Below are 19,496 nucleotides of genomic sequence, written 5' to 3'. Positions count from 1 at the left end.
GAGGAGCCGTGGGCCTCCGGCGGGGCGAGTGGTGGTTCCCTGGCAGGGAGCCGTAAGCCCTTGGGGCCCGCTGTCAGTGCCGCGTGGGATGCTTGTCGCGATGGCCAGGAAGACTGCGAATGACGACCCTCTCGCCCCGGTGACGCTCGCCGTGGGCCAGGAGGAGCTGCTGCTCGACCGTGCCGTGCAGGAAGTGGTGGCCGCCGCGAAGGCCTCCGACGCCGATACGGACGTACGCGACCTGACCCCGGACCAGTTGCAGCCCGGCACGCTCGCCGAGCTGACGAGTCCGTCCCTCTTCGCGGAGCGCAAGGTCGTCGTCGTACGCAGTGCGCAGGACCTGTCGGCCGACACGATCAAGGACGTGAAGGCCTATCTCGGGGCGCCCGCCGAGGAGATCACCCTGGTCCTGCTGCACGCCGGCGGGGCCAAGGGCAAGGGGCTGCTCGACGCGGCGCGCAAGGCGGGGGCGCGTGAGGTGGCCTGCCCGAAGATGACGAAGCCGGCGGACCGGCTGGCGTTCGTGCGGCAGGAGTTCCGGGCGGTGGGGAGGTCCGCCACGCCGGAGGCGTGCCAGGCGCTCGTCGACGCGATCGGGAGCGATCTGCGGGAGCTGGCGTCGGCGGTCTCGCAGCTGGTCGCGGATGTCGAGGGGACGATCGACGAGGCGGTCGTCGGGCGGTACTACACGGGCCGGGCCGAGGCGTCGAGCTTCACGGTCGCCGACCGGGCGGTCGAGGGGCGGGCGGCGGAGGCGCTGGAGGCGTTGCGCTGGTCGCTGTCGACCGGAGTGGCGCCGGTGTTGATCACGAGTGCGCTGGCGCAGGGCGTCCGGGCGATCGGGAAGCTGTCGTCGGCGCGTGGCGGGCGGCCGGCCGATCTCGCCCGGGAGCTGGGCATGCCGCCGTGGAAGATCGACCGGGTGCGGCAGCAGATGCGGGGCTGGACTCCGGACGGGGTGGCCGTGGCGCTGCGGGCCGTGGCCGAGGCGGACGCGGGGGTGAAGGGTGGCGGGGACGATCCCGGGTACGCCCTGGAGAAGGCGGTGGTCACCATCGCACGGGCGGCGCGCTCCAGGGGCCGGGGGTAATCGCAGCAGTACCCCGTGCCCCCGATCACCCGGGCCACCGGCCATCCGGGCCACCGGTCACCCGTGCCCCCAATCACCCGTGCCCCCAATCACCCGGGCCACCGGTCACCAAGGTCGCCCGCGCCCCGGTCACCCGCGCCACCGGGGCTACCCCGGTCGCCCGGTCACCCGGGCCACCGAGCCTCCGCTCAGACGACCGGCTCCCCGATCCCCAGCAGGTTCCCCTCGCTGTCGTGGAACCAGGCGCCGCGTTCACCCCGTGCGCCCTTGCTCGGGTAGTTCCCCTCGATCTCGGCGATCCCGCCCTCCGTGCGGAAGTCGGGCACGTCGACCTCCTCGAAGGCCACGCCGCGCCGCTTGAGCTCCGCCACGGCGGCCTCTATGTCGCCCACCTCCCATCTGGGTGAAGGTGCCGGGCGAGGCTCCCGTCGAGCGGAACAGCACGAATTCCGCGCCGCCGCACCGGTACAGCAGCCCACCGGGCCGTTCATCGACCGGCTCCAGACCGAGTTTCTCGGAGTAGAAGCGCCGCGCCCGGTCCAGGTCCTGGGCGGGAAGCCTGGTCGCCACACGGGCTCCGGCCAGCACGTTCCTGTCGTCCGCGTCCATGTCTCCACTGTGCCGCCAGAGCCGTGCGGAGGGAGAATCGGGGGTGTCAGCCGTACATCGCCAAGAGACGGAGAGGTGGCGAAGGCCATGGCTGAACACCCGCACGCAGCACTGGTCCGCAAGGGATTCGAGGCCTTCTCGCGCGGTGACATGGACACCTTGCGCGGGCTGATCGCGGCGGACGCCACGCACCACGTACCCGGAGAGCACCCGTTGTCGGGCGACTTCAAAGGGGTGAACGCGATCATCGAGATGTACGAACGGCTCGGCACGGAGACCAACGGGACGGCACGTGCCGAGCTGATCGGCGTCTGTGTCGACGGCCGCGGCCACGCGGTCGGCATGACCCGCTTCACGGCCGAGCGCAACGGCAAGCACCTGGACGACACCGGATGCATCATCTTCCGGATCGTCGGGGACAAGGTCACCGACCTCGACGAATGTGTCGAGGACATCGACAAGAACAACGAATTCTGGTCCTGAACAGGTCGAAGGCCGGGGCCTTCCCATGGGGAACAGGAGGGCACCCGGCCTACGGTTCAAGCTGTTGGATCCGCGCCCGCGTGGCGAACGCAGGCCGCGCGCGGACCCGAGGGGTGCCGGACGGGAGCGGATGAGAGAGGGCCCGCTCGATTCCCTCCGGCGTCACATCAGATGTCAGCCCTTGAGCGCGGCGACCTTCTGAGCCAGCGCCGACTTCTTGTTGGCAGCCTGGTTCTTGTGGATGACGCCCTTCGAGACGGCCTTGTCGAGCTGACGCGCGGCAGCGCGCTGGTACTCGGTGGCCTTCTCGGCGTCACCCGCGGCAGCAGCCTCACGGGCCTTGCGGATCGCGGTCTTGAGGGAGGACTTGACGGCCTTGTTGCGCAGCCGCGCCTTCTCGTTGGTCTTGATCCGCTTGATCTGGGACTTGATGTTCGCCACGAATGAGCCTTCTCAGGTTCTGGCACGGAGCCGCACGGGTGCCGCACGGTCCTGTACCGGGTGATTTCTTGAAGGAGTGCCTCCTGCGAGAGGGCATGAGGCACAGCCCCCCACGGTACCAGCGGGCTCATTCATGGCCCAAACCCGTCCATGGTCCCCACGCGTGGGACCATGGAGGCTACGTATCGATCCGACCCGAGACCGCAGACACTGCGGACGCCTCAAGAATCAGGACCCTGCGTGCCCGCGATCCCAAGCCATGTGCCCGAGCCGAGCCGTACCGACCCGGCTCTGATCCGCAACTTCTGCATCATCGCGCACATCGACCACGGCAAGTCCACGCTCGCCGACCGGATGCTCCAGCTGACCGGAGTGGTCGAGCAGCGGCAGATGCGTGCTCAGTACCTCGACCGCATGGACATCGAGCGTGAGCGCGGCATCACGATCAAGTCCCAGGCGGTGCGACTCCCGTGGGCCCCGTCCCACGACAAGAGCAACACGCACATCCTGAACATGATCGACACCCCGGGGCACGTCGACTTCACCTACGAGGTCTCGCGATCGCTCGCCGCCTGTGAGGGCACCATCCTCCTGGTCGACGCCGCCCAGGGCATCGAGGCGCAGACCCTCGCCAACCTCTACCTGGCGATGGAGAACGACCTCACGATCATCCCCGTGCTGAACAAGATCGACCTGCCGGCCGCGCAGCCCGAGAAGTTCGCCGACGAGCTCGCCCACCTCATCGGGTGCGAGCCCGACGACGTGCTGAAGGTCTCCGCCAAGACCGGGCTCGGTGTCGAGGCGCTGCTGGACAAGGTGGTCGAGCAGGTCCCGGCCCCGGTCGGCGTGAAGGACGCCCCCGCGCGTGCCATGATCTTCGACTCCGTCTACGACTCCTACCGGGGCGTGGTGACGTACGTCCGTGTCATCGACGGGCAGCTCAACAAGCGTGAGCGCATCAGGATGATGTCCACCGGCGCGACGCACGAGCTGCTGGAGATCGGCACGAACTCGCCGGAGATGCTGTCGGCCGACGGTCTCGGCGTCGGCGAGGTGGGCTATCTCATCACCGGCGTGAAGGACGTCCGCCAGTCCAAGGTCGGTGACACCGTCACCAGCCAGCACAAGGGGGCCCAGGAGGCGCTCGGCGGGTACAAGGACCCCAAGCCCATGGTCTTCTCCGGCCTCTATCCCCTGGACGGCTCGGACTACCCGGAGCTGCGCGAGGCCCTCGACAAGCTCCAGCTCAACGACGCCGCGCTGGTCTACGAGCCGGAGACCTCCGCCGCCCTCGGCTTCGGCTTCCGCGTCGGTTTCCTCGGCCTGCTGCACCTGGACGTGATCCGGGAGCGGCTGGAGCGCGAGTTCGGACTCGACCTGATCGCGACCGCCCCGAACGTGGTCTACCGGGTCCTCATGGAGGACGGCAGCGAGCACACGGTCACCAACCCGAGCGAGTTCCCCGAGGGCAAGATCTCGGAGGTCTACGAGCCGGTGGTGCGGGCCACCATCCTGGCGCCCAGCGAGTTCATCGGCTCGATCATGGAGCTGTGCCAGACCCGGCGCGGTGTCCTGCTCGGCATGGACTACCTCTCCGAGGAGCGGGTCGAGATCCGCTACACCCTCCCGCTCGCCGAGATCGTCTTCGACTTCTTCGACCAGCTGAAGTCCAAGACCCGGGGGTACGCCTCGCTCGACTACGAGCCCACCGGCGAGCAGACCTCCAGCCTGGTCAAGGTCGACATCCTGCTGCACGGCGACAAGGTCGACGCCTTCTCGGCGATCACCCACAAGGACCAGGCGTACGCCTACGGTGTGCGGCTCGTCGCGAAGCTCAAGGAGCTCATCCCGCGGCAGGCCTTCGAGGTGCCGGTCCAGGCCGCCATCGGTTCCCGGGTCATCGCCCGCGAGACCATCCGCGCCATCCGCAAGGACGTCCTCGCCAAGTGCTACGGCGGTGACATCTCCCGTAAGCGGAAGCTGCTGGAGAAGCAGAAGGAGGGCAAGAAGCGGATGAAGATGGTGGGTTCCGTGGAAGTTCCGCAGGAGGCGTTCATCGCCGTCCTGTCGAGTGATGACAGCGCGGGGTCGGGCAAGGGCAAGAAGTAATCACGGATTACCGTGGGTTACACCGCAAACCGGGTGGAACAGGGGCCCGTCGCACGAAAGTGCGGCGGGCCCCTGCGCGTACGCGGGGTAGCTCTCTGTACGAACTGACAGGCTGCGGACCCTTACGAAGCGGCTGGCCGCCCTTTACTCTGTCCCTGCTCCATAGTTACTCACGAGTTAAACAAGAGTGTGTGAACAGCCCCGTGAGTACAAACCAGCCGCACCTGAGCCAGCCGCACTGTCGCGGGCCCCGGAGGATGTCGTGAGCGACACACAGACACTGATCGAGAACCGTCCGCCGTCCGTGGCGGGCCTCTTCCTGGACCGCGTGGCTGCCACGCCGGACGCCGAGGCCTACCGCTATCCGGTGCCCGCGTCCTCCGGGCAGGGGCCGGACGACTGGAAGTCGCTGAGCTGGGCGCAGGCCGCCGAGCGGGTCTACGCCATCGCGGCCGGGCTCATCGAGCTGGGCGTGCAGCCCGAGCAGCGCGTCGCCCTCGCGTCCAGCACCCGCATCGAGTGGATCCTCGCCGACCTGGGCATCATGTGCGCCGGCACCGCCACGACCACGGTCTATCCGCAGACCAACGCCGAGGAGTCGGCGTACATCCTGTCGGACTCCGAGAGCCGGGTGCTCATCGCGGAGAACGTCGAGCAGCTGGCCAAGGCGCAGGAGAAGCGCGCCGAGCTGACCGACCTCACCCACGTCGTGGTCATCGACCCGGCCGGGGTCGAGACCGCCGACTGGATCCTCACCCTCGACGAGCTGGAGAAGCGCGGCGCGGCCCGGCTGGAGAAGGACCCCGATCTGATCAAGGACCGGGTCGGCGCGATCAGCAAGGACCAGCTGGCCACCCTCATCTACACCTCCGGCACCACCGGCCGCCCCAAGGGCGTGCGCCTCCCGCACGACAACTGGTCGTACATGGCGAAGGCGATCGCCGCGACCGGCCTGATCAGTGGCGAGGACGTGCAGTACCTGTGGCTGCCCCTCGCGCATGTCTTCGGCAAGGTGCTCACCTCCGGCCAGATCGAGGTCGGGCACGTCACCGCCGTGGACGGCCGGGTCGACAAGATCATCGAGAACCTGCCGGTGGTGCAGCCGACCTACATGGCGGCCGTGCCGCGTATCTTCGAGAAGGTCTACAACGGCGTCGCCGCGAAGGCCCGTGCGGGTGGCGGGGCCAAGTACAAGATCTTCCAGTGGGCCGCCGAGGTCGCCCGCGAGTACGCCAAGGTCGCCCAGGACAACTTCCGGCGTACCGGAACCGCGTCCGTGCCGTTCGGGCTGGGCGCGAAGCACAAGGTCGCGGACGCGCTGGTGTACGCCAAGATCCGGGAGGCCTTCGGAGGGAACCTGAGGGCGTGCGTCTCGGGTTCGGCGGCTCTGGCACCCGAGATCGGGTACTTCTTCGCCGGCGCCGGCATCCACATCCTGGAGGGCTACGGCCTGACCGAGTCCTCGGCGGCGTCGTTCGTGAACCCGGGCGAGGCCTACCGCACCGGTACGGTCGGCAAGCCGCTGCCCGGCACGGAGGTGCGGATCGCCGACGACGGGGAGATCCTGCTGCGCGGCCCGGGCGTCATGGAGGGCTACCACAAGCTGCCCGAGAAGACCGCCGAGGTGCTGGAGGCGGACGGCTGGTTCCATACCGGGGACATCGGGGAGCTGTCGCCCGACGGGTATCTGCGGATCACCGACCGCAAGAAGGACCTCATCAAGACGTCGGGCGGCAAGTACATCGCGCCGGCCGAGGTCGAGGGGCAGTTCAAGGCGGTCTGCCCGTACGTCTCCAACATCCTCGTGCACGGGGCCGACCGGAACTTCTGCACGGCGCTCATCGCGCTCGACGAGGTCGCGATCGCGGAGTGGGCGAAGGAGAACGGGCTGGAGGGGAAGTCGTACGCGGAGATCGTGTCCTCGTCGGTCACGGTGGAGATGGTCGACGGGTATGTGAAGCAGCTCAATGAGGGGCTTCAGCGGTGGCAGACCATCAAGAAGTTCCGGTTGCTGCCGAGGGATCTCGATGTGGAGCACGGGGAGATCACGCCGAGTCTGAAGCTGAAGCGGCCGGTGGTGGAGCGGGAGTACCGGCACCTGATCGACGAGATGTATGAGGGGTCTCGCGAGGCGTAGGGGGTGGCGGGGGCTGTGTGAGCGGCTGCGGGTCCGTTGTGGTTGCTCGCGCCCACGCGGCGGAGCCGCAAATCGGCACAGCCCCGCGCCCCTTAGGTACCTTCATCCACCCGGCGTTTCAGCTCCTGGACCTCCGTCCGCAGGCGCTCCACCTCTCTGCCTTTGCGGTAGAGGTCCAGGAAGACGCTGACCTTCGCCCTGAGGACCCAGGGGTCGAAGGGCTTGGTCAGGTAGTCGGCGGCGCCTGTCGCGTAGCCGCGGAAGGCGTAGCCCGAGTCGTCCTCCGCGCCGGTCAGGAAGATGATCGGGACGTCGCGGGTCTGGTCCAGGCGCTTGATGTGGGCGGCCGTCTCGAAGCCGTCCATGCCGGGCATGCGGATGTCGAGCAGGACCAGGGCGATGGGCTGCCGCAGCAGGGCCTTCATCGCCTCCTCGCCGGAACGGGCGCGCACCAGCGGTTCGTTGAGGGAGGCGAGGACGGCCTCCAGGGCCGTCAGGTTGTCCTCCATGTCGTCGACGAGGAGTATTCCGGCGCGTTCGTCGTGTGTGCCCGTGGTGCTCATGACGTCCGTGCCTCCTCCTTCGTGTCCTCGGGGTCCTCAGGGTTCAGCAGTTCGCAGACGACCGTCAGCAGCCGGTCGATGTCCACCGGCTTGGGCACGTAGTCGTTGGCGCCGCGGGCGATGGACTTCTCACGGTCGCCGGGCATCGCCTTCGCGGTCAGGGCGACGATGGGCAGGTCCGCCCAGCGCGGGGTGCGGCGGATGGCGGAGATGGTCTCGTAGCCGTCCATCTCCGGCATCATGATGTCCATCAGGACCAGTTCGACGTCCGCGCTGCGCTCCAGCGTCTCGATGCCCTCGCGGCCGTTCTCCGCGTACAGCACGGTCATGCCGACGCGGCCCAGGACATGGGTGAGGGCGAAGACGTTGCGGATGTCGTCGTCGACGATCAGCACCCGCCGCCCGGCCAGGATCCGGCCCGGCCTGCCGGACGTCCACGCCTCCAGCCTGGTCGGCAAGGGCCAGGCCTCGTCCGTGTCGTACGCGGCCGGGAACGGTCCGGCGGTGGCCGGCTGGAGGGGCAGGGGCAGTTCGGGGCGGTCCTCGGGGGCCGGTCCCGGTGCCGTGTGACCGGGGCTCACGACAGGCACGTACAGGGTGAACGTGGAGCCCTTGCCGGGTTCGCTTTCGGCGACGATCCGACCGCCGAGCAGGCCCGCGATCTCCCGGCTGATGGACAGGCCGAGCCCGGTGCCGCCGTACTTGCGGTTGGTGGTGCCGTCGGCCTGCTGGAACGCCTCGAAGATCACCGGGAGTTTCTCCGGCGCGATACCGATGCCGGTGTCGGACACGGCGAAGGCGATGACGTCGTCGGTGTCCCGGACTCCCCCACTCTCGGCCTCTCCCCCACTCTCGACTTCGCTCGAGCGGGGGGACCCCCATGAGCGGGGGGACCCCCATGAGCGGGGGGACCCCCATCGGTGCTCGGCGTCCTGGACCCGGTCGACCCGTAGCTCGACCTTGCCCGTCGCGGTGAACTTGACCGCGTTGGAGAGGAGGTTGCGCAGGATCTGCTGGAGGCGCTGCTCGTCCGAGTACATCTCGCGCGGTACGTCCTCGCCGACCGCCAGCTCGAAGGCGAGCCCCCGGTCGAGGGTGAGCGGGCGGAACGTGGCGTGGACGTAGTCGAGCAGCTTGATGAGGGGCAGCCGCTTGGGGCGTACGTCCATCCGGCCGGCCTCGATCTTCGACAGGTCCAGGATGTCGTTGATCAGCTGGAGCAGGTCCGAGCCCGAGCGGTGGATCGTCGTGGCGAACTGCACCTCCTGGTCGGAGAGATGACCGTCCGGGTTGTCGGAGAGCAGCCGGGCCAGGATCAGCAAGGAGTTGAGCGGGGTGCGCAGCTCGTGCGACATGTTCGCCAGGAACTCCGACTTGTACTGGGAGGACGTGGCCAGCAGGGCGGCCTTCTCCTCCAGTTCGGCGTTGGAGCGCTGAAGCTCGCCCTGCTGCTTCTGGAGTTCGTCCGAGCGTTCCTGGAGCTGCATGGCGAGGCGCTGGGACTCGCCGAGCAGGGACTCCGTGCGGGAGTTGGCGATGATCGTGTTGATGGCGACGCCGATGGTGTTGACGAACTGGTCGAAGAACGCCAGGTGCACGTCGGAGAAGCGAGAGAAGGAGGCGAGCTCGATGACGCCGAGGAGCTTGTCCTCGAAGAGGATCGGGATGATGACGATCGTCGTGGGAGCCGCCTCGCCGAGGCCGCTGTTGATCTTGATGTAGTCGGGCGGGGCGCCCTCGACCAGGATTCGCTTCTTCTCCCGGGCCGCCTGCGCCACCAGACCGTGCACCGGGAGGGCGCCGGTCTCGACGGTCGCGTCCTGGGCGGCGCCGTAGCCGGCGATGAAGGCCAGGCCCTTCGTCGGCACGGTGGTGCGCAGGGCCGCGCCGTCCTCGTCGGGGTCGGCCAGGTAGAACGCGCCGTACTGGGCGTTCACCAGCGGGGTCAGCTCGCGGAGTATCAGGTCGGCGACCTCCATCAGGTCGCGGTGGCCCTGCATCAGGGCGGCCAGGCGCGCCAGGTTGGACTCCAGCCAGTCCTTCGCGCGGGTCGTCTCGCGCAGGTTGGCCACCATCAGGTTGATGTTGTCCTTCAGCTCGGTGACCTCACCGCGGGTCTCGACCGTGATCGAGCGGGACATGTCGCCCTGGGCCACGGCGGAGGCGACCTCGGCGATCGCGCGGACCTGGGTGGTGAGGTTCGAGGCCAGCTCGTTGACGTTCGTCGTCAGGCGCTTCCAGGTGCCGTAGACGCCCTCGACCCGGGCCTGGCCGCCGAGTTGGCCCTCGGAGCCGACCTCGCGGGCCACGCGCGTGACCTCCGAGGAGAAGGAGGACAGCGTGTCGACCATCGTGTTGATCGTGGTCTTCAGCTCCAGGATCTCGCCGCGCGCGTCCACGTCGATCTTCCGGGACAGGTCGCCCTGCGCCACGGCCGTCGCGACCTGGGCGATGTTGCGCACCTGGGAGGTGAGGTTGTCGGCCATGGAGTTGACGTTGTCCGTCAGGTCACGCCAGACGCCGGAGACGCCCAGCACCTGGGCCCGGCCGCCGAGCCGGCCGTCGGTGCCGACCTCGCGGGCGACGCGCGTGACCTCGTCGGCGAAGGCGCGCAGCTGCTCCACCATCGTGTTGACGGTGTCCTTCAATTCGAGGATCTCGCCACGCGCGTCGACCGTGATCTTCTTCGACAGGTCGCCGTTGGCCACGGCAGTCGTGACCTGGGCGATGTTGCGGACCTGCGAGGTCAGGTTCAGCGCCATGAAGTTGACGTTGTCGGTGAGGTCCTTCCAGACGCCGGAGACGCCCCGGACCTGCGCCTGCCCGCCGAGGTTGCCCTCGGTGCCGACCTCGCGGGCGACGCGGGTGACCTCGTCGGCGAAGGCGGAGAGCTGGTCGACCATCGTGTTGATGGTGGACTTGAGCTCCAGGATCTCGCCCTTGGCCTCCACTGTGATCTTCTTGCCGAGGTCGCCCTGGGCGACGGCGGTGGAGACGAGGGCGATGTTCCGCACCTGGGAGGTGAGGTTGTCGGCCATGAAGTTGACGTTGTCGGTGAGGTCCTTCCAGACGCCCGAGACACCCCGGACCTGAGCCCGGCCGCCCAGATTGCCCTCGGTGCCGACCTCGCGGGCGACCCTCGTCACCTCGTCGGCGAAGGCGGAGAGCTGGTCGACCATCGTGTTGATGGTCGACTTGAGCTCCAGGATCTCGCCCTGCGCGTCGACCGTGATCTTCTGGGACAGGTCGCCGTTGGCCACGGCAGTCGTGACCTGGGCGATGTTGCGGACCTGCGAGGTCAGGTTCGACGCCATGAAGTTGACGTTGTCGGTGAGGTCCTTCCACACCCCGGACACGCCCCGCACCTGGGCTCGGCCGCCCAGCTGGCCCTCGGTGCCGACCTCGCGGGCGACGCGGGTGACCTCGTCGGCGAAGGCGGAGAGCTGGTCGACCATGGTGTTCACGGTCAGCTTCAGTTCCAGCAGCTCGCCGGTCGCCTCCACCGTGACCGTGCGGGTCAGGTCGCCGCGTGCCACCGCCGTCGTGACCGCCGCGATGTCCCGCACCTGGGCCGTCAGCCGGGCGGCCATCGTGTTGACGGCCTCGGTCACGTCCCGCCAGCTGCCCGACAGGCCCTGCACCTTGGCCCGGCCACCGAGCCGCCCCTCGGTGCCGACCTCGCGCGCGACCCGCGTCACCTCGCCGGTGAACAGGGAGAGCTGGTCCACCATCTTGTTCACGGCCCGGCCGAGGCGCCGGAGGTCGCCGCGTAACTCCCGCGTGCCGTCGTGCAGATCGACCCGCTGGGTCAGATCGCCGCCGGCCACCGCGTCCAGCACGCGCGTGGCGTTCGCCGCCGGGGCGACCAGGGCGTCGAGCAGCTGGTTCACGTCGTTGACGCGCGACGTCCACAGGCCCTGTCCCGGGCTGGCCGAGAGCCGCTCGTCGAGCCGGCCGTGCCGCACCAGCTCCCGTCTCACCCGCCGCACCTCGGTGGTGAAGTGGACGCTGCGGTCCATGATCTGGTTGAAGACCGAGGAGAGTTCGGCCACCATCCCGTGGCCGGTTTCCGGCACCTTGGTGAAGTCGCCGTCGCGTGCGGCTGTCATGGCTGCGAGCAGGGGACGGAGATCGGATGCACGAATCTGACCGTCTTCGTGCCCGTCTTCGACCACAGGAGTACCACTGTTCTCACTCATGGCGGCCCACTTCGGTAACTCGGCGCTTATGGGCGTGGCCAGTCTGTCACCCTGTCGGCATCGACTGTGGCGTATTCGTACGAACTGCCCGGGGAGCTGTCCATGGGGGCCATTCCGACGCAACGGGAGACCGCTTCCCGCGCCTCCGAGGCGCCTGCCCACGCTTCGGAGATGCCGGTGCCCGTGCATGAGGGGGCCGTCTCCGAGGAGTGCGCACTGTCTTCCGAGGCGCCGGGGCTGACTACTGAGGCGCCCGTGCTCGCATCTGAGGCGCCCGTGCTCGCGTCCGAGGTGTCCGTGGTCGCTTCCGAGGCGCCCGAGAAGGAGCGCGCGCGGGCGTACGCGACCCTGTCCGGCAGCTCCCTCGCGCCGGGCTCCGCCCGCGCCCTGCTGCGCGCGGCGCTCGCCGAGTGGACCGGCCTCGGTCTGCCCGGCGCCGAGCACCTCACCGACCGTCTCGCCGACGACGCCCTGCTCGTCGTCAGCGAACTCGTCACCAACGCCGTCGTCCACGCCGGCACCGACGTCGAGCTGGAGTGCCGGCTGGAAGGCGACGGCAAGGACACGGCCGCGCTCCTCGTCGAGGTCTCCGACCACCACCCCTCACGCGCCCCGCGCGGCGGCGAGCCGGAAACGCCGCACGACACCCCGGAGTACGGGCGTGGCCTGCGGCTCGTCGGAGCGCTCTCCGAGGCCTGGGGCATCACGTACCGCACGGGCCGGAAGACCGTGTGGGCGCGACTGCCCGCCGGGGGTTGTGCGGCGGGCGATCAGATCGAGGCGTACGCCGGGGAGCACGCGCTGGCGCGCGGGCTGCGGGTGGCGGAGATCCTGGCGCCGGATCCGCCCCCTGGTCAGGACGACCGGGAGGGCGACCAGGGCCGACGGCGTGCCGGGCGCGGCGGGAACGAGCGACAGGATGGGCACACCGGGCACCCCCTACGGGACACCCATGACCCTGGCAGCTCCCATGACCATGACCCGCGTGGCTCGCGCGACCTGCGGGACTGGCAGGACCTGCGGGACTGGCGGGACCTGCGGGACTGGCGGGACCGGTACGAGGACTGTGACGGCCGTGACGGGCGCGACGGCGCCTGGCTGGGCCGTGGGGCCCTCTCCTTCCTCGCCGAGGCTTCCGACCTCCTCGCCGGGCAGCTCGACGAGGACCTGGTCGCCGCCCTCGCCGGGCAGTTGATCGTGCCCCGGCTGGCCGACTGGTGCGCGGTGTGGCTGGAGGACGAGGCCACCGGCGGCGGCTGGGGCGGCGGGGCCGGAGCGGGCGCCCGGCTGGCCCGGGTCTGGCACGGCAGCGAGAACCGCATCGAGGAACTGCGCCGGGCCTTGGAGAAGGACGCACCGCACCCGTACGACCCGTCGGGGGCGCCCCCGTTCGAGCACAGTCGAGAGCGGGGGAGGTCCGGGCCGGCCGACTACCCCTGGCCCGGTGAGGCGCTCGGTGACGCCCCCGGCGAGCCGGGCTCGGCCCTCGCATACCGGCTCGTCGCCGGCGGACGCCCGCTGGGCACCCTCGTCATCGGACGGTCCGGGGCCGCCGGCTTCCCCGACGAGATCACCGGCCTCGTCGAGGACCTCAGCCGCCGGGTCGCGCTCGCCATCGGCGCCGCCCGCCAGTACGCCCGCCAGGCCACCATCAGCGCCGTACTCCAGCGCGGACTGCTGCCCGGTGCCGTGGCCGAGATCCCCGGGGTGCGCAGCGCCCTCGTCTACGAGCCGTGCGACAAGGGCGGGCCCAGCGGCGACTTCTACGACCTGTTCCCGGCCGGTGACGGCCGCTGGTGCTTCGCCGTCGGCGACGTCCAGGGCAAGGGTCCCGAGGCCGCCGTGGTGATCGGCCTGGCCCGGCCCTGGCTGCGGCTGCTGGCCAGGGAAGGCTACCGGGTCGCCGACGTTCTCGACCGCCTCAACCAGCTTCTGCTCGACGACGCCACGGAGGCCGCGGACGCGGCGGCCCGCGCGCTGGTGGCCGCGGGCGCCCGTCCGACCCCGCCCGGCGACAGCCCCCAGACGCGCTTCCTGTCTCTGCTGTACGGCGAGCTGGTCCCCTTCGACGGCGGCGTCCGCTGCACCGTCGCCTCCGCCGGGCACCCGCTGCCCCTGCTCCTCGGGGCGGGCGGTGAGGTCCACACGGCCGCGCAGCCCCAGACCCTCCTGGGCGTCGTCGAGGACGCCACGTACACCAGTGAGACCTTCGAGCTGCGTTCCGGCGACACCCTGCTGTGCGTCACCGACGGTGTGACCGAGCGCCGCTCCGGCTCCCGCCAGTTCGACGACGGGGACGGGCTGGCGGCGGCGCTGGCGGGCTGCGCCGGGCTGGACGCCGAGCTGATAGCCGAGCGGATCAAGCGGCTCGTGCACGAGTTCGGGGCGCGGCCCCCGGCGGACGATCTGGCGCTGCTGGTGCTCCAGGCGGAATGACCGCCCGGGTGCTGGACAATGGAACGTATGCCTTCCGCACTCCCCGACGGCGAGCCCGTCCCCGACGACGGCGCGCTGCCCGCGTCCGCGCTCGCCGGGGCCGCCGACCGCCCGCTCGGGTTCTACCTGCACGTTCCGTACTGCGCGACCCGCTGCGGCTACTGCGACTTCAACACCTACACGGCGACCGAGCTGCGCGGCACCGGTGGCGTGCTGGCCTCGCGCGACAACTACGCCGAGACGCTGGCCGACGAGGTCCGGCTGGCGCGGAAGGTGCTGGGGGACGACCCCCGACCCGTTCGTACGGTGTTCGTGGGCGGGGGTACGCCGACGCTGCTGGCCGCCGGTGATCTCGTACGGATGCTGGGGGCGATCCGCGACGAGTTCGGGCTGGCGCCGGACGCCGAGGTCACGACCGAGGCGAACCCGGAGTCGGTGGATCCGGCGTATCTGGCCGCCCTGCGGGAGGGCGGATTCAACCGGATCTCGTTCGGCATGCAGAGCGCGAAGCAGCATGTGCTGAAGGTGCTGGACCGCACGCACACGCCGGGGCGGCCCGAGGCGTGTGTCGCGGAGGCCCGGGCGGCCGGGTTCGAGCATGTGAATCTCGACCTGATCTACGGCACACCGGGGGAGTCCGACGACGACTGGCGGGCCTCGCTCGACGCGGTGCTGAGGGCCGGGCCGGACCATGTCAGCGCGTACGCCCTGATCGTCGAGGAGGGGACGCAGCTGGCTCGTCGGATCCGCCGGGGCGAGGTGCCGATGACCGACGACGACGTGCACGCCGACCGGTACCTGATCGCGGACGAGGTGCTCTCGGGCGCGGGCTTCGAGTGGTACGAGGTGTCGAACTGGGCGACCTCGGAGGCGGGGCGCTGTCTGCACAACGAGCTGTACTGGCGGGGGGCCGACTGGTGGGGGGCCGGGCCCGGCGCGCACAGTCATGTGGGCGGGGTGCGCTGGTGGAACGTGAAGCATCCCGGGGCGTACGCGGCGGCGCTGGCGGCGGGGAGGTCGCCGGGGGCCGGGCGTGAGGTGCTGTCGGACGAGGACCGGCGGGTCGAGCGGATTCTGCTGGAGCTGCGGCTGCGGGGAGGCGTGCCGTTGTCTCTGCTGCGGGAGGAGGGGCTTGCCGCCTCGCGCAGGGCGTTGTCGGACGGGCTTCTGGATGCCGCTCCGTACGAGGAGGGGCGTGCCGTGCTGACGTTGCGGGGGCGGTTGCTGGCCGATGCGGTGGTTCGGGACCTCGTGGACTGAGGTGCTGCCCGTTGGTGCTGGGGCCGGGGCGTTGCGCAGCCCGGCGTAGCGGGGTGCCGCTGCGCCCACCCGTGCCACCCTTGGCGGCACGATTGCCCGCAGCTCAGCAGCTACGCCGGAGCCGTCACGAAGTCGATCAGTTCCTCGACCCGGCCCAGCAGTTCCGGCTCCAGGTCCTTGTACGAGCGCACCCCCGACAGGATCCGCTGCCAGGCCGCACCCGTGTTCTCCGGCCAGCCCAGCGCCCTGCACACCCCTGTTTTCCAGTCCTGGCCGCGCGGAATCCGAGGCCATGCCTCGATGCCCAGGGACGACGGTTTCACCGCCTCCCAGATGTCGATGTAGGGGTGGCCGACGATCAGGGCGTGGTCGCTCGTCACCGACTCGGCGATGCGCCACTCCTTGCTGCCCGGCACCAGGTGGTCCACCAGGACGCCGAGACGGGCGTCGGGACCGGGGGCGAAGGAGTCGACGATCGACGGCAGGTCGTCGACGCCCTCCAGGTACTCCACGACCACGCCCTCGATGCGCAGGTCGTCGCCCCAGACCTTCTCGACCAGCTCGGCGTCGTGGCGGCCCTCGACGTAGATGCGCCCGGCGCGGGCCACGCGGGCGCGGGCGCCGGGGACGGCCACCGAACCTGAGGCCGTGCGGGTGGGACGCGCGGGGCCGCCCGGCGTGGGGCGGACCAGCGTCACCACCTTGCCTTCCAGCAGGAAACCGCGGGGCTCCATCGGGAACACCCGGTGCTTGCCGAAGCGGTCCTCCAGTGTCACCGTGCCCGCCTCGCAGCGGATCACCGCACCGCAGAAGCCGGTCCCGGCCTCCTCGACCACCAGGTCCGGCTCCGCCGGAACCTCGGGCACCGGCTGCGGCTTCTTCCACGGCGGGGTCAGATCGGGCGAGTACTGGCGCATTCGAATGACGATAAGAGAAGCCGGTGGGTGGTCACGGCGACACGCCGAAGCGTGTCGCCAGCGTGTCCCGCTGGGCGCGGACGAACGCCGCGTCCACCACCGCTCCGTGACCGGGCACGTACAGCGCGTCCTCCCCGCCCAGGTCGAGCAGCCGGTCCAGGGCGGCCGGCCAGTGCGACGGCACGGCGTCGGGACCCGCCTGCGGCTCGCCGGACTCCTCGACCAGGTCGCCGCAGAACACCACCTCCGGATCACCCGGCACCAGCACCGCCAGGTCGTGCGCGGTGTGTCCGGGGCCCACGTTCGCCAGCAGCACCTGGCGCCCGCCGCCCAGGTCGAGGGTCCACTCGCCGGAGACCAGATGGCGGGGCGGGGTCAGCCGGTCCGCCGACTCCCGCGCGGTGGTCTCCGCCAGGCCGTTCCGTACCGCGTCGGCGAGCAGCTCCTCGCGGTCCCGTACGCGCGTCAGCACCGCGTCCACGCCCACCGCGCCGAACACCTCCGCGTCCGTGAAGGCCGCCACACCGAAGACGTGGTCGAAGTGGGGATGGGTCAGCGCGAGATGCGTCACACCGTGACCGGTGAGCGACTGCGCCTGGTCGCGCAACCGCACGCCCTCGGCCGGGCTCGACCCCGCGTCGATCATGAGGACCGCGCCCTCTCCGGCGACCAGCCCCGCCGTGCAGTCCCACACCGGCAGCCGGCACCGCCCCACCCCGGCGGCCACCCGCTCCCACCCGAGCTCTTCCCAAGTCACCGTCATACGGCGACGCTAGCGGTGACCCCCGCCCGGGGCACGGCAGCAGGCGACCAGCCTTGCCGGGGGTGCACCCCACCGCCGTACACTGGGCGGGGAATGCTGGCACTCGCACGCGCAGAGTGCCAGGCACGACAGGCAGGACACCAGGCGGACGACTTCTGGAGGTGTGCGCGAATGCTCAGTGAACGCAGGCTTCAGGTGCTGCGCGCCATCGTCCAGGACTACGTCGGCACCGAGGAGCCGGTGGGCTCCAAGGCCCTCACCGAGCGGCACAACCTCGGCGTCTCGCCGGCCACCGTCCGCAACGACATGGCGGCCCTCGAGGACGAGGGGTACATCGCCCAGCCGCACACCAGTGCCGGGCGCATCCCCACCGACAAGGGCTACCGGCTGTTCGTGGACAAGCTGGCCGGCGTCAAGCCGATGACCGCGCCCGAGCGGCGCGCGATCCAGAACTTCCTCGAGGGTGCCGTCGACCTCGACGACGTCGTGGCGCGTACGGTACGGCTGCTGGCCCAGCTCACGCGCCAGGTCGCCGTCGTGCAGTACCCGTCGCTGACCCGCTCGACCGTGCGGCACGTGGAGCTGCTCGCCCTCGCGCCCGCGCGGCTGATGCTCGTGCTGATCACGGACACCGGGCGGGTCGAGCAGCGCGTGGTCGACTGCCCGGCGCCCTTCGGCGAGGCATCGCTCGCGGATCTGCGCGCGCGGCTCAACAGCCGTGTCGCGAACCGCCGTTTCACAGATGTGCCGAGTCTGGTGGAGGATCTGCCGGAGGCATTCGAGCACGAGGACCGGGGTACGGTCTCCATGGTGCTCTCCACACTTCTGGAGACGCTCGTCGAGGAGAACGAGGAGCGGCTGATGATCGGCGGCACCGCCAACCTGACCCGCTTCGGGCACGACTTTCCCCTCATGATCCGGCCGGTGCTGGAGGCGCTGGAGGAGCAGGTCGTGCTCCTCAAGCTGCTCGGCGAGGCGAAGGATCCGGGCGTGACCGTACGTATCGGTCATGAGAACGCCCACGAAGGACTCAACTCCACGTCCGTCGTGTCGGTCGGCTACGGTTCGGGCGGCGAGGCTGTCGCCAAGCTCGGCGTGGTCGGACCGACCCGCATGGACTACCCGGGAACGATGGGAGCGGTACGCGCAGTGGCACGGTACGTCGGACAGATCCTGGCGGAGTCGTAGTGGCCACGGACTACTACGCCGTACTCGGCGTGCGCCGCGACGCGTCGCAGGATGAGATCAAGAAGGCCTTCCGGCGGCTCGCGCGCGAGCTGCACCCGGACGTCAACCCCGATCCGAAGACCCAGGAGCGGTTCAAGGAGATCAACGCCGCCTACGAGGTGCTGTCGGACCCGCAGAAGAAGCAGGTCTACGACCTCGGCGGCGACCCGCTCTCGCAGGCCGGAGGCGGCGGCGCGGGCGGCTTCGGGGCCGGCGGCTTCGGGAACTTCTCCGACATCATGGACGCGTTCTTCGGCACGGCGTCGCAGCGCGGTCCGCGCTCGCGCACCCGCCGCGGCCAGGACGCGATGATCCGCATCGAGGTGGAGCTCGACGAGGCGGCCTTCGGCACGACGAAGGACATCCAGGTCGACACGGCGGTCGTCTGCAACACCTGTAGCGGTGAGGGCGCGGCGCCGGGGACCTCCGCTCAGACATGTGACATGTGCCGCGGCCGCGGTGAGGTGTCCCAGGTCACCCGGTCCTTCCTCGGCCAGGTCATGACCTCGCGGCCCTGCCCGCAGTGCCAGGGCTTCGGCACCGTGGTGCCCACGCCGTGCCCGGAGTGCGCGGGCGACGGGCGCGTGCGGTCCCGCCGTACGCTCACCGTCAAGATCCCGGCCGGTGTCGACAACGGCACGCGGATCCAGCTCGCGGGCGAGGGCGAGGTCGGTCCCGGCGGCGGCCCGGCCGGTGACCTGTACGTCGAGATCCACGAACTGCCGCACGCGATGTTCCAGCGGCGCGGCGACGACCTGCACTGCACGGTCACGCTCCCGATGACGGCGGCCGCCCTCGGCACGAAGGTGCCGCTGGAGACGCTGGACGGCATGGAGGAGGTCGACATCCGCCCGGGCACCCAGTCCGGCCAGTCGATCCCGCTGCACGGCCGCGGTGTCACGCACCTGCGCGGCGGCGGACGCGGCGACCTCATCGTCCACGTCGAGGTCCAGACCCCGAGCAAGCTGGACGTCGAGCAGGAGCGCCTGCTCCGCGAGCTGGCCAAGCTGCGCGGCGAGGAACGGCCGACGGGCCAGTTCCAGCCCGGGCAGCAGGGGTTGTTCTCTCGGTTGAAGGACGCGTTCAACGGGCGCTGACGCCGGTGGCCCGGCCGCTGCTGGGGGTCCGGGGGTCGGCCCCCGGGCAGGCACAGTCAGCCCGGGCCGCAGGGGTTGTTCTCTCGGTTGAAGGACGCGTTCAACGGGCGCTGACGCCGGTGGCCCGGCCGCTGCTGGGGGTCCGGGGGTCGGCCCCCGGGCAGG

General features: G+C 70.4%; 13 protein-coding genes and 1 pseudogene. 8 read left to right on the top strand and 6 right to left on the bottom strand.

Features of this window, described 5'->3' with window-relative positions:
• The first annotated feature begins 100 nt into the window (after nucleotides 1-100).
• Nucleotides 101-1,090, top strand: a complete 990-nt coding sequence (gene holA, locus ACZ6TU_RS12675; RefSeq protein ID WP_467668548.1) for a DNA polymerase III subunit delta — start codon at nucleotides 101-103, stop codon at nucleotides 1,088-1,090.
• 188 nt (nucleotides 1,091-1,278) lie between these two features.
• Here holA and ACZ6TU_RS12670 read toward each other — a convergent pair.
• Nucleotides 1,279-1,699 (bottom strand): annotated as a pseudogene (locus ACZ6TU_RS12670) (VOC family protein).
• An 87-nt stretch (nucleotides 1,700-1,786) separates the two neighbouring features.
• On the opposite strand from ACZ6TU_RS12670, the gene ACZ6TU_RS12665 reads away from it, so the two are divergent.
• Complete coding sequence (locus ACZ6TU_RS12665) at nucleotides 1,787-2,182, top strand: nuclear transport factor 2 family protein (RefSeq protein ID WP_467668552.1); 396 nt, start codon at nucleotides 1,787-1,789, stop codon at nucleotides 2,180-2,182.
• 174 nt (nucleotides 2,183-2,356) lie between these two features.
• Here ACZ6TU_RS12665 and rpsT read toward each other — a convergent pair whose 3' ends face one another.
• Nucleotides 2,357-2,623, bottom strand: coding sequence for a 30S ribosomal protein S20 (rpsT, locus tag ACZ6TU_RS12660; RefSeq protein WP_086849999.1), 267 nt, complete (start codon nucleotides 2,621-2,623; stop codon nucleotides 2,357-2,359).
• 240 nt (nucleotides 2,624-2,863) lie between these two features.
• Here rpsT and lepA point away from each other — a divergent pair, with 240 nt between their 5' ends.
• Entirely contained in the window at nucleotides 2,864-4,732 is a 1,869-nt protein-coding gene (lepA, locus tag ACZ6TU_RS12655) for a translation elongation factor 4 (RefSeq protein WP_469548093.1), read from the top strand.
• Between the two features lie 262 nt (nucleotides 4,733-4,994).
• Nucleotides 4,995-6,869, top strand: coding sequence for an AMP-dependent synthetase/ligase (locus ACZ6TU_RS12650; protein ID WP_467668556.1), 1,875 nt, complete (start codon nucleotides 4,995-4,997; stop codon nucleotides 6,867-6,869).
• A 92-nt stretch (nucleotides 6,870-6,961) separates the two neighbouring features.
• Here ACZ6TU_RS12650 and ACZ6TU_RS12645 read toward each other — a convergent pair whose 3' ends face one another.
• On the bottom strand, nucleotides 6,962-7,432 hold the full coding sequence (locus ACZ6TU_RS12645; protein WP_469548092.1) for a response regulator: 471 nt from the start codon (nucleotides 7,430-7,432) through the stop codon (nucleotides 6,962-6,964).
• Complete coding sequence (locus ACZ6TU_RS12640; RefSeq protein WP_469548091.1) at nucleotides 7,429-11,631, bottom strand: HAMP domain-containing protein; 4,203 nt, start codon at nucleotides 11,629-11,631, stop codon at nucleotides 7,429-7,431. The genes ACZ6TU_RS12645 and ACZ6TU_RS12640 overlap by 4 nt, the downstream gene beginning before the upstream one ends.
• A gap of 102 nt (nucleotides 11,632-11,733) precedes the next feature.
• Between ACZ6TU_RS12640 and ACZ6TU_RS12635 the strand changes: the two genes are divergently transcribed.
• Nucleotides 11,734-14,067, top strand: a complete 2,334-nt coding sequence (locus ACZ6TU_RS12635) for a SpoIIE family protein phosphatase (protein WP_469548090.1) — start codon at nucleotides 11,734-11,736, stop codon at nucleotides 14,065-14,067.
• A 27-nt stretch (nucleotides 14,068-14,094) separates the two neighbouring features.
• Entirely contained in the window at nucleotides 14,095-15,327 is a 1,233-nt protein-coding gene (hemW, locus tag ACZ6TU_RS12630; protein ID WP_467668564.1) for a radical SAM family heme chaperone HemW, read from the top strand.
• A 110-nt stretch (nucleotides 15,328-15,437) separates the two neighbouring features.
• Here hemW and ACZ6TU_RS12625 read toward each other — a convergent pair whose 3' ends face one another.
• Nucleotides 15,438-16,244, bottom strand: a complete 807-nt coding sequence (locus tag ACZ6TU_RS12625; protein ID WP_467668566.1) for a DUF3097 domain-containing protein — start codon at nucleotides 16,242-16,244, stop codon at nucleotides 15,438-15,440.
• A 31-nt stretch (nucleotides 16,245-16,275) separates the two neighbouring features.
• Nucleotides 16,276-17,007 (bottom strand): MBL fold metallo-hydrolase, encoded by a 732-nt coding sequence (locus ACZ6TU_RS12620; protein ID WP_469548089.1) that lies wholly within the window; start codon nucleotides 17,005-17,007, stop codon nucleotides 16,276-16,278.
• Nucleotides 17,008-17,178: 171 nt separating this feature from the next.
• Here ACZ6TU_RS12620 and hrcA point away from each other — a divergent pair, with 171 nt between their 5' ends.
• Both hrcA and dnaJ read left to right on the top strand, forming a co-directional pair.
• Complete coding sequence (hrcA, locus tag ACZ6TU_RS12615; protein WP_467668569.1) at nucleotides 17,179-18,195, top strand: heat-inducible transcriptional repressor HrcA; 1,017 nt, start codon at nucleotides 17,179-17,181, stop codon at nucleotides 18,193-18,195.
• Entirely contained in the window at nucleotides 18,195-19,331 is a 1,137-nt protein-coding gene (gene dnaJ / locus ACZ6TU_RS12610) for a molecular chaperone DnaJ (RefSeq protein WP_467668571.1), read from the top strand. Before hrcA ends, dnaJ begins: the two co-directional genes overlap by 1 nt.
• Nucleotides 19,332-19,496 lie beyond the last annotated feature (165 nt).

This window comes from Streptomyces sp. NPDC052064 (assembly GCF_055585925.1).
The sequence above is the reverse complement of the archived record's forward strand: the minus strand, read 5'-3'. Positions and strand labels throughout refer to the sequence as shown.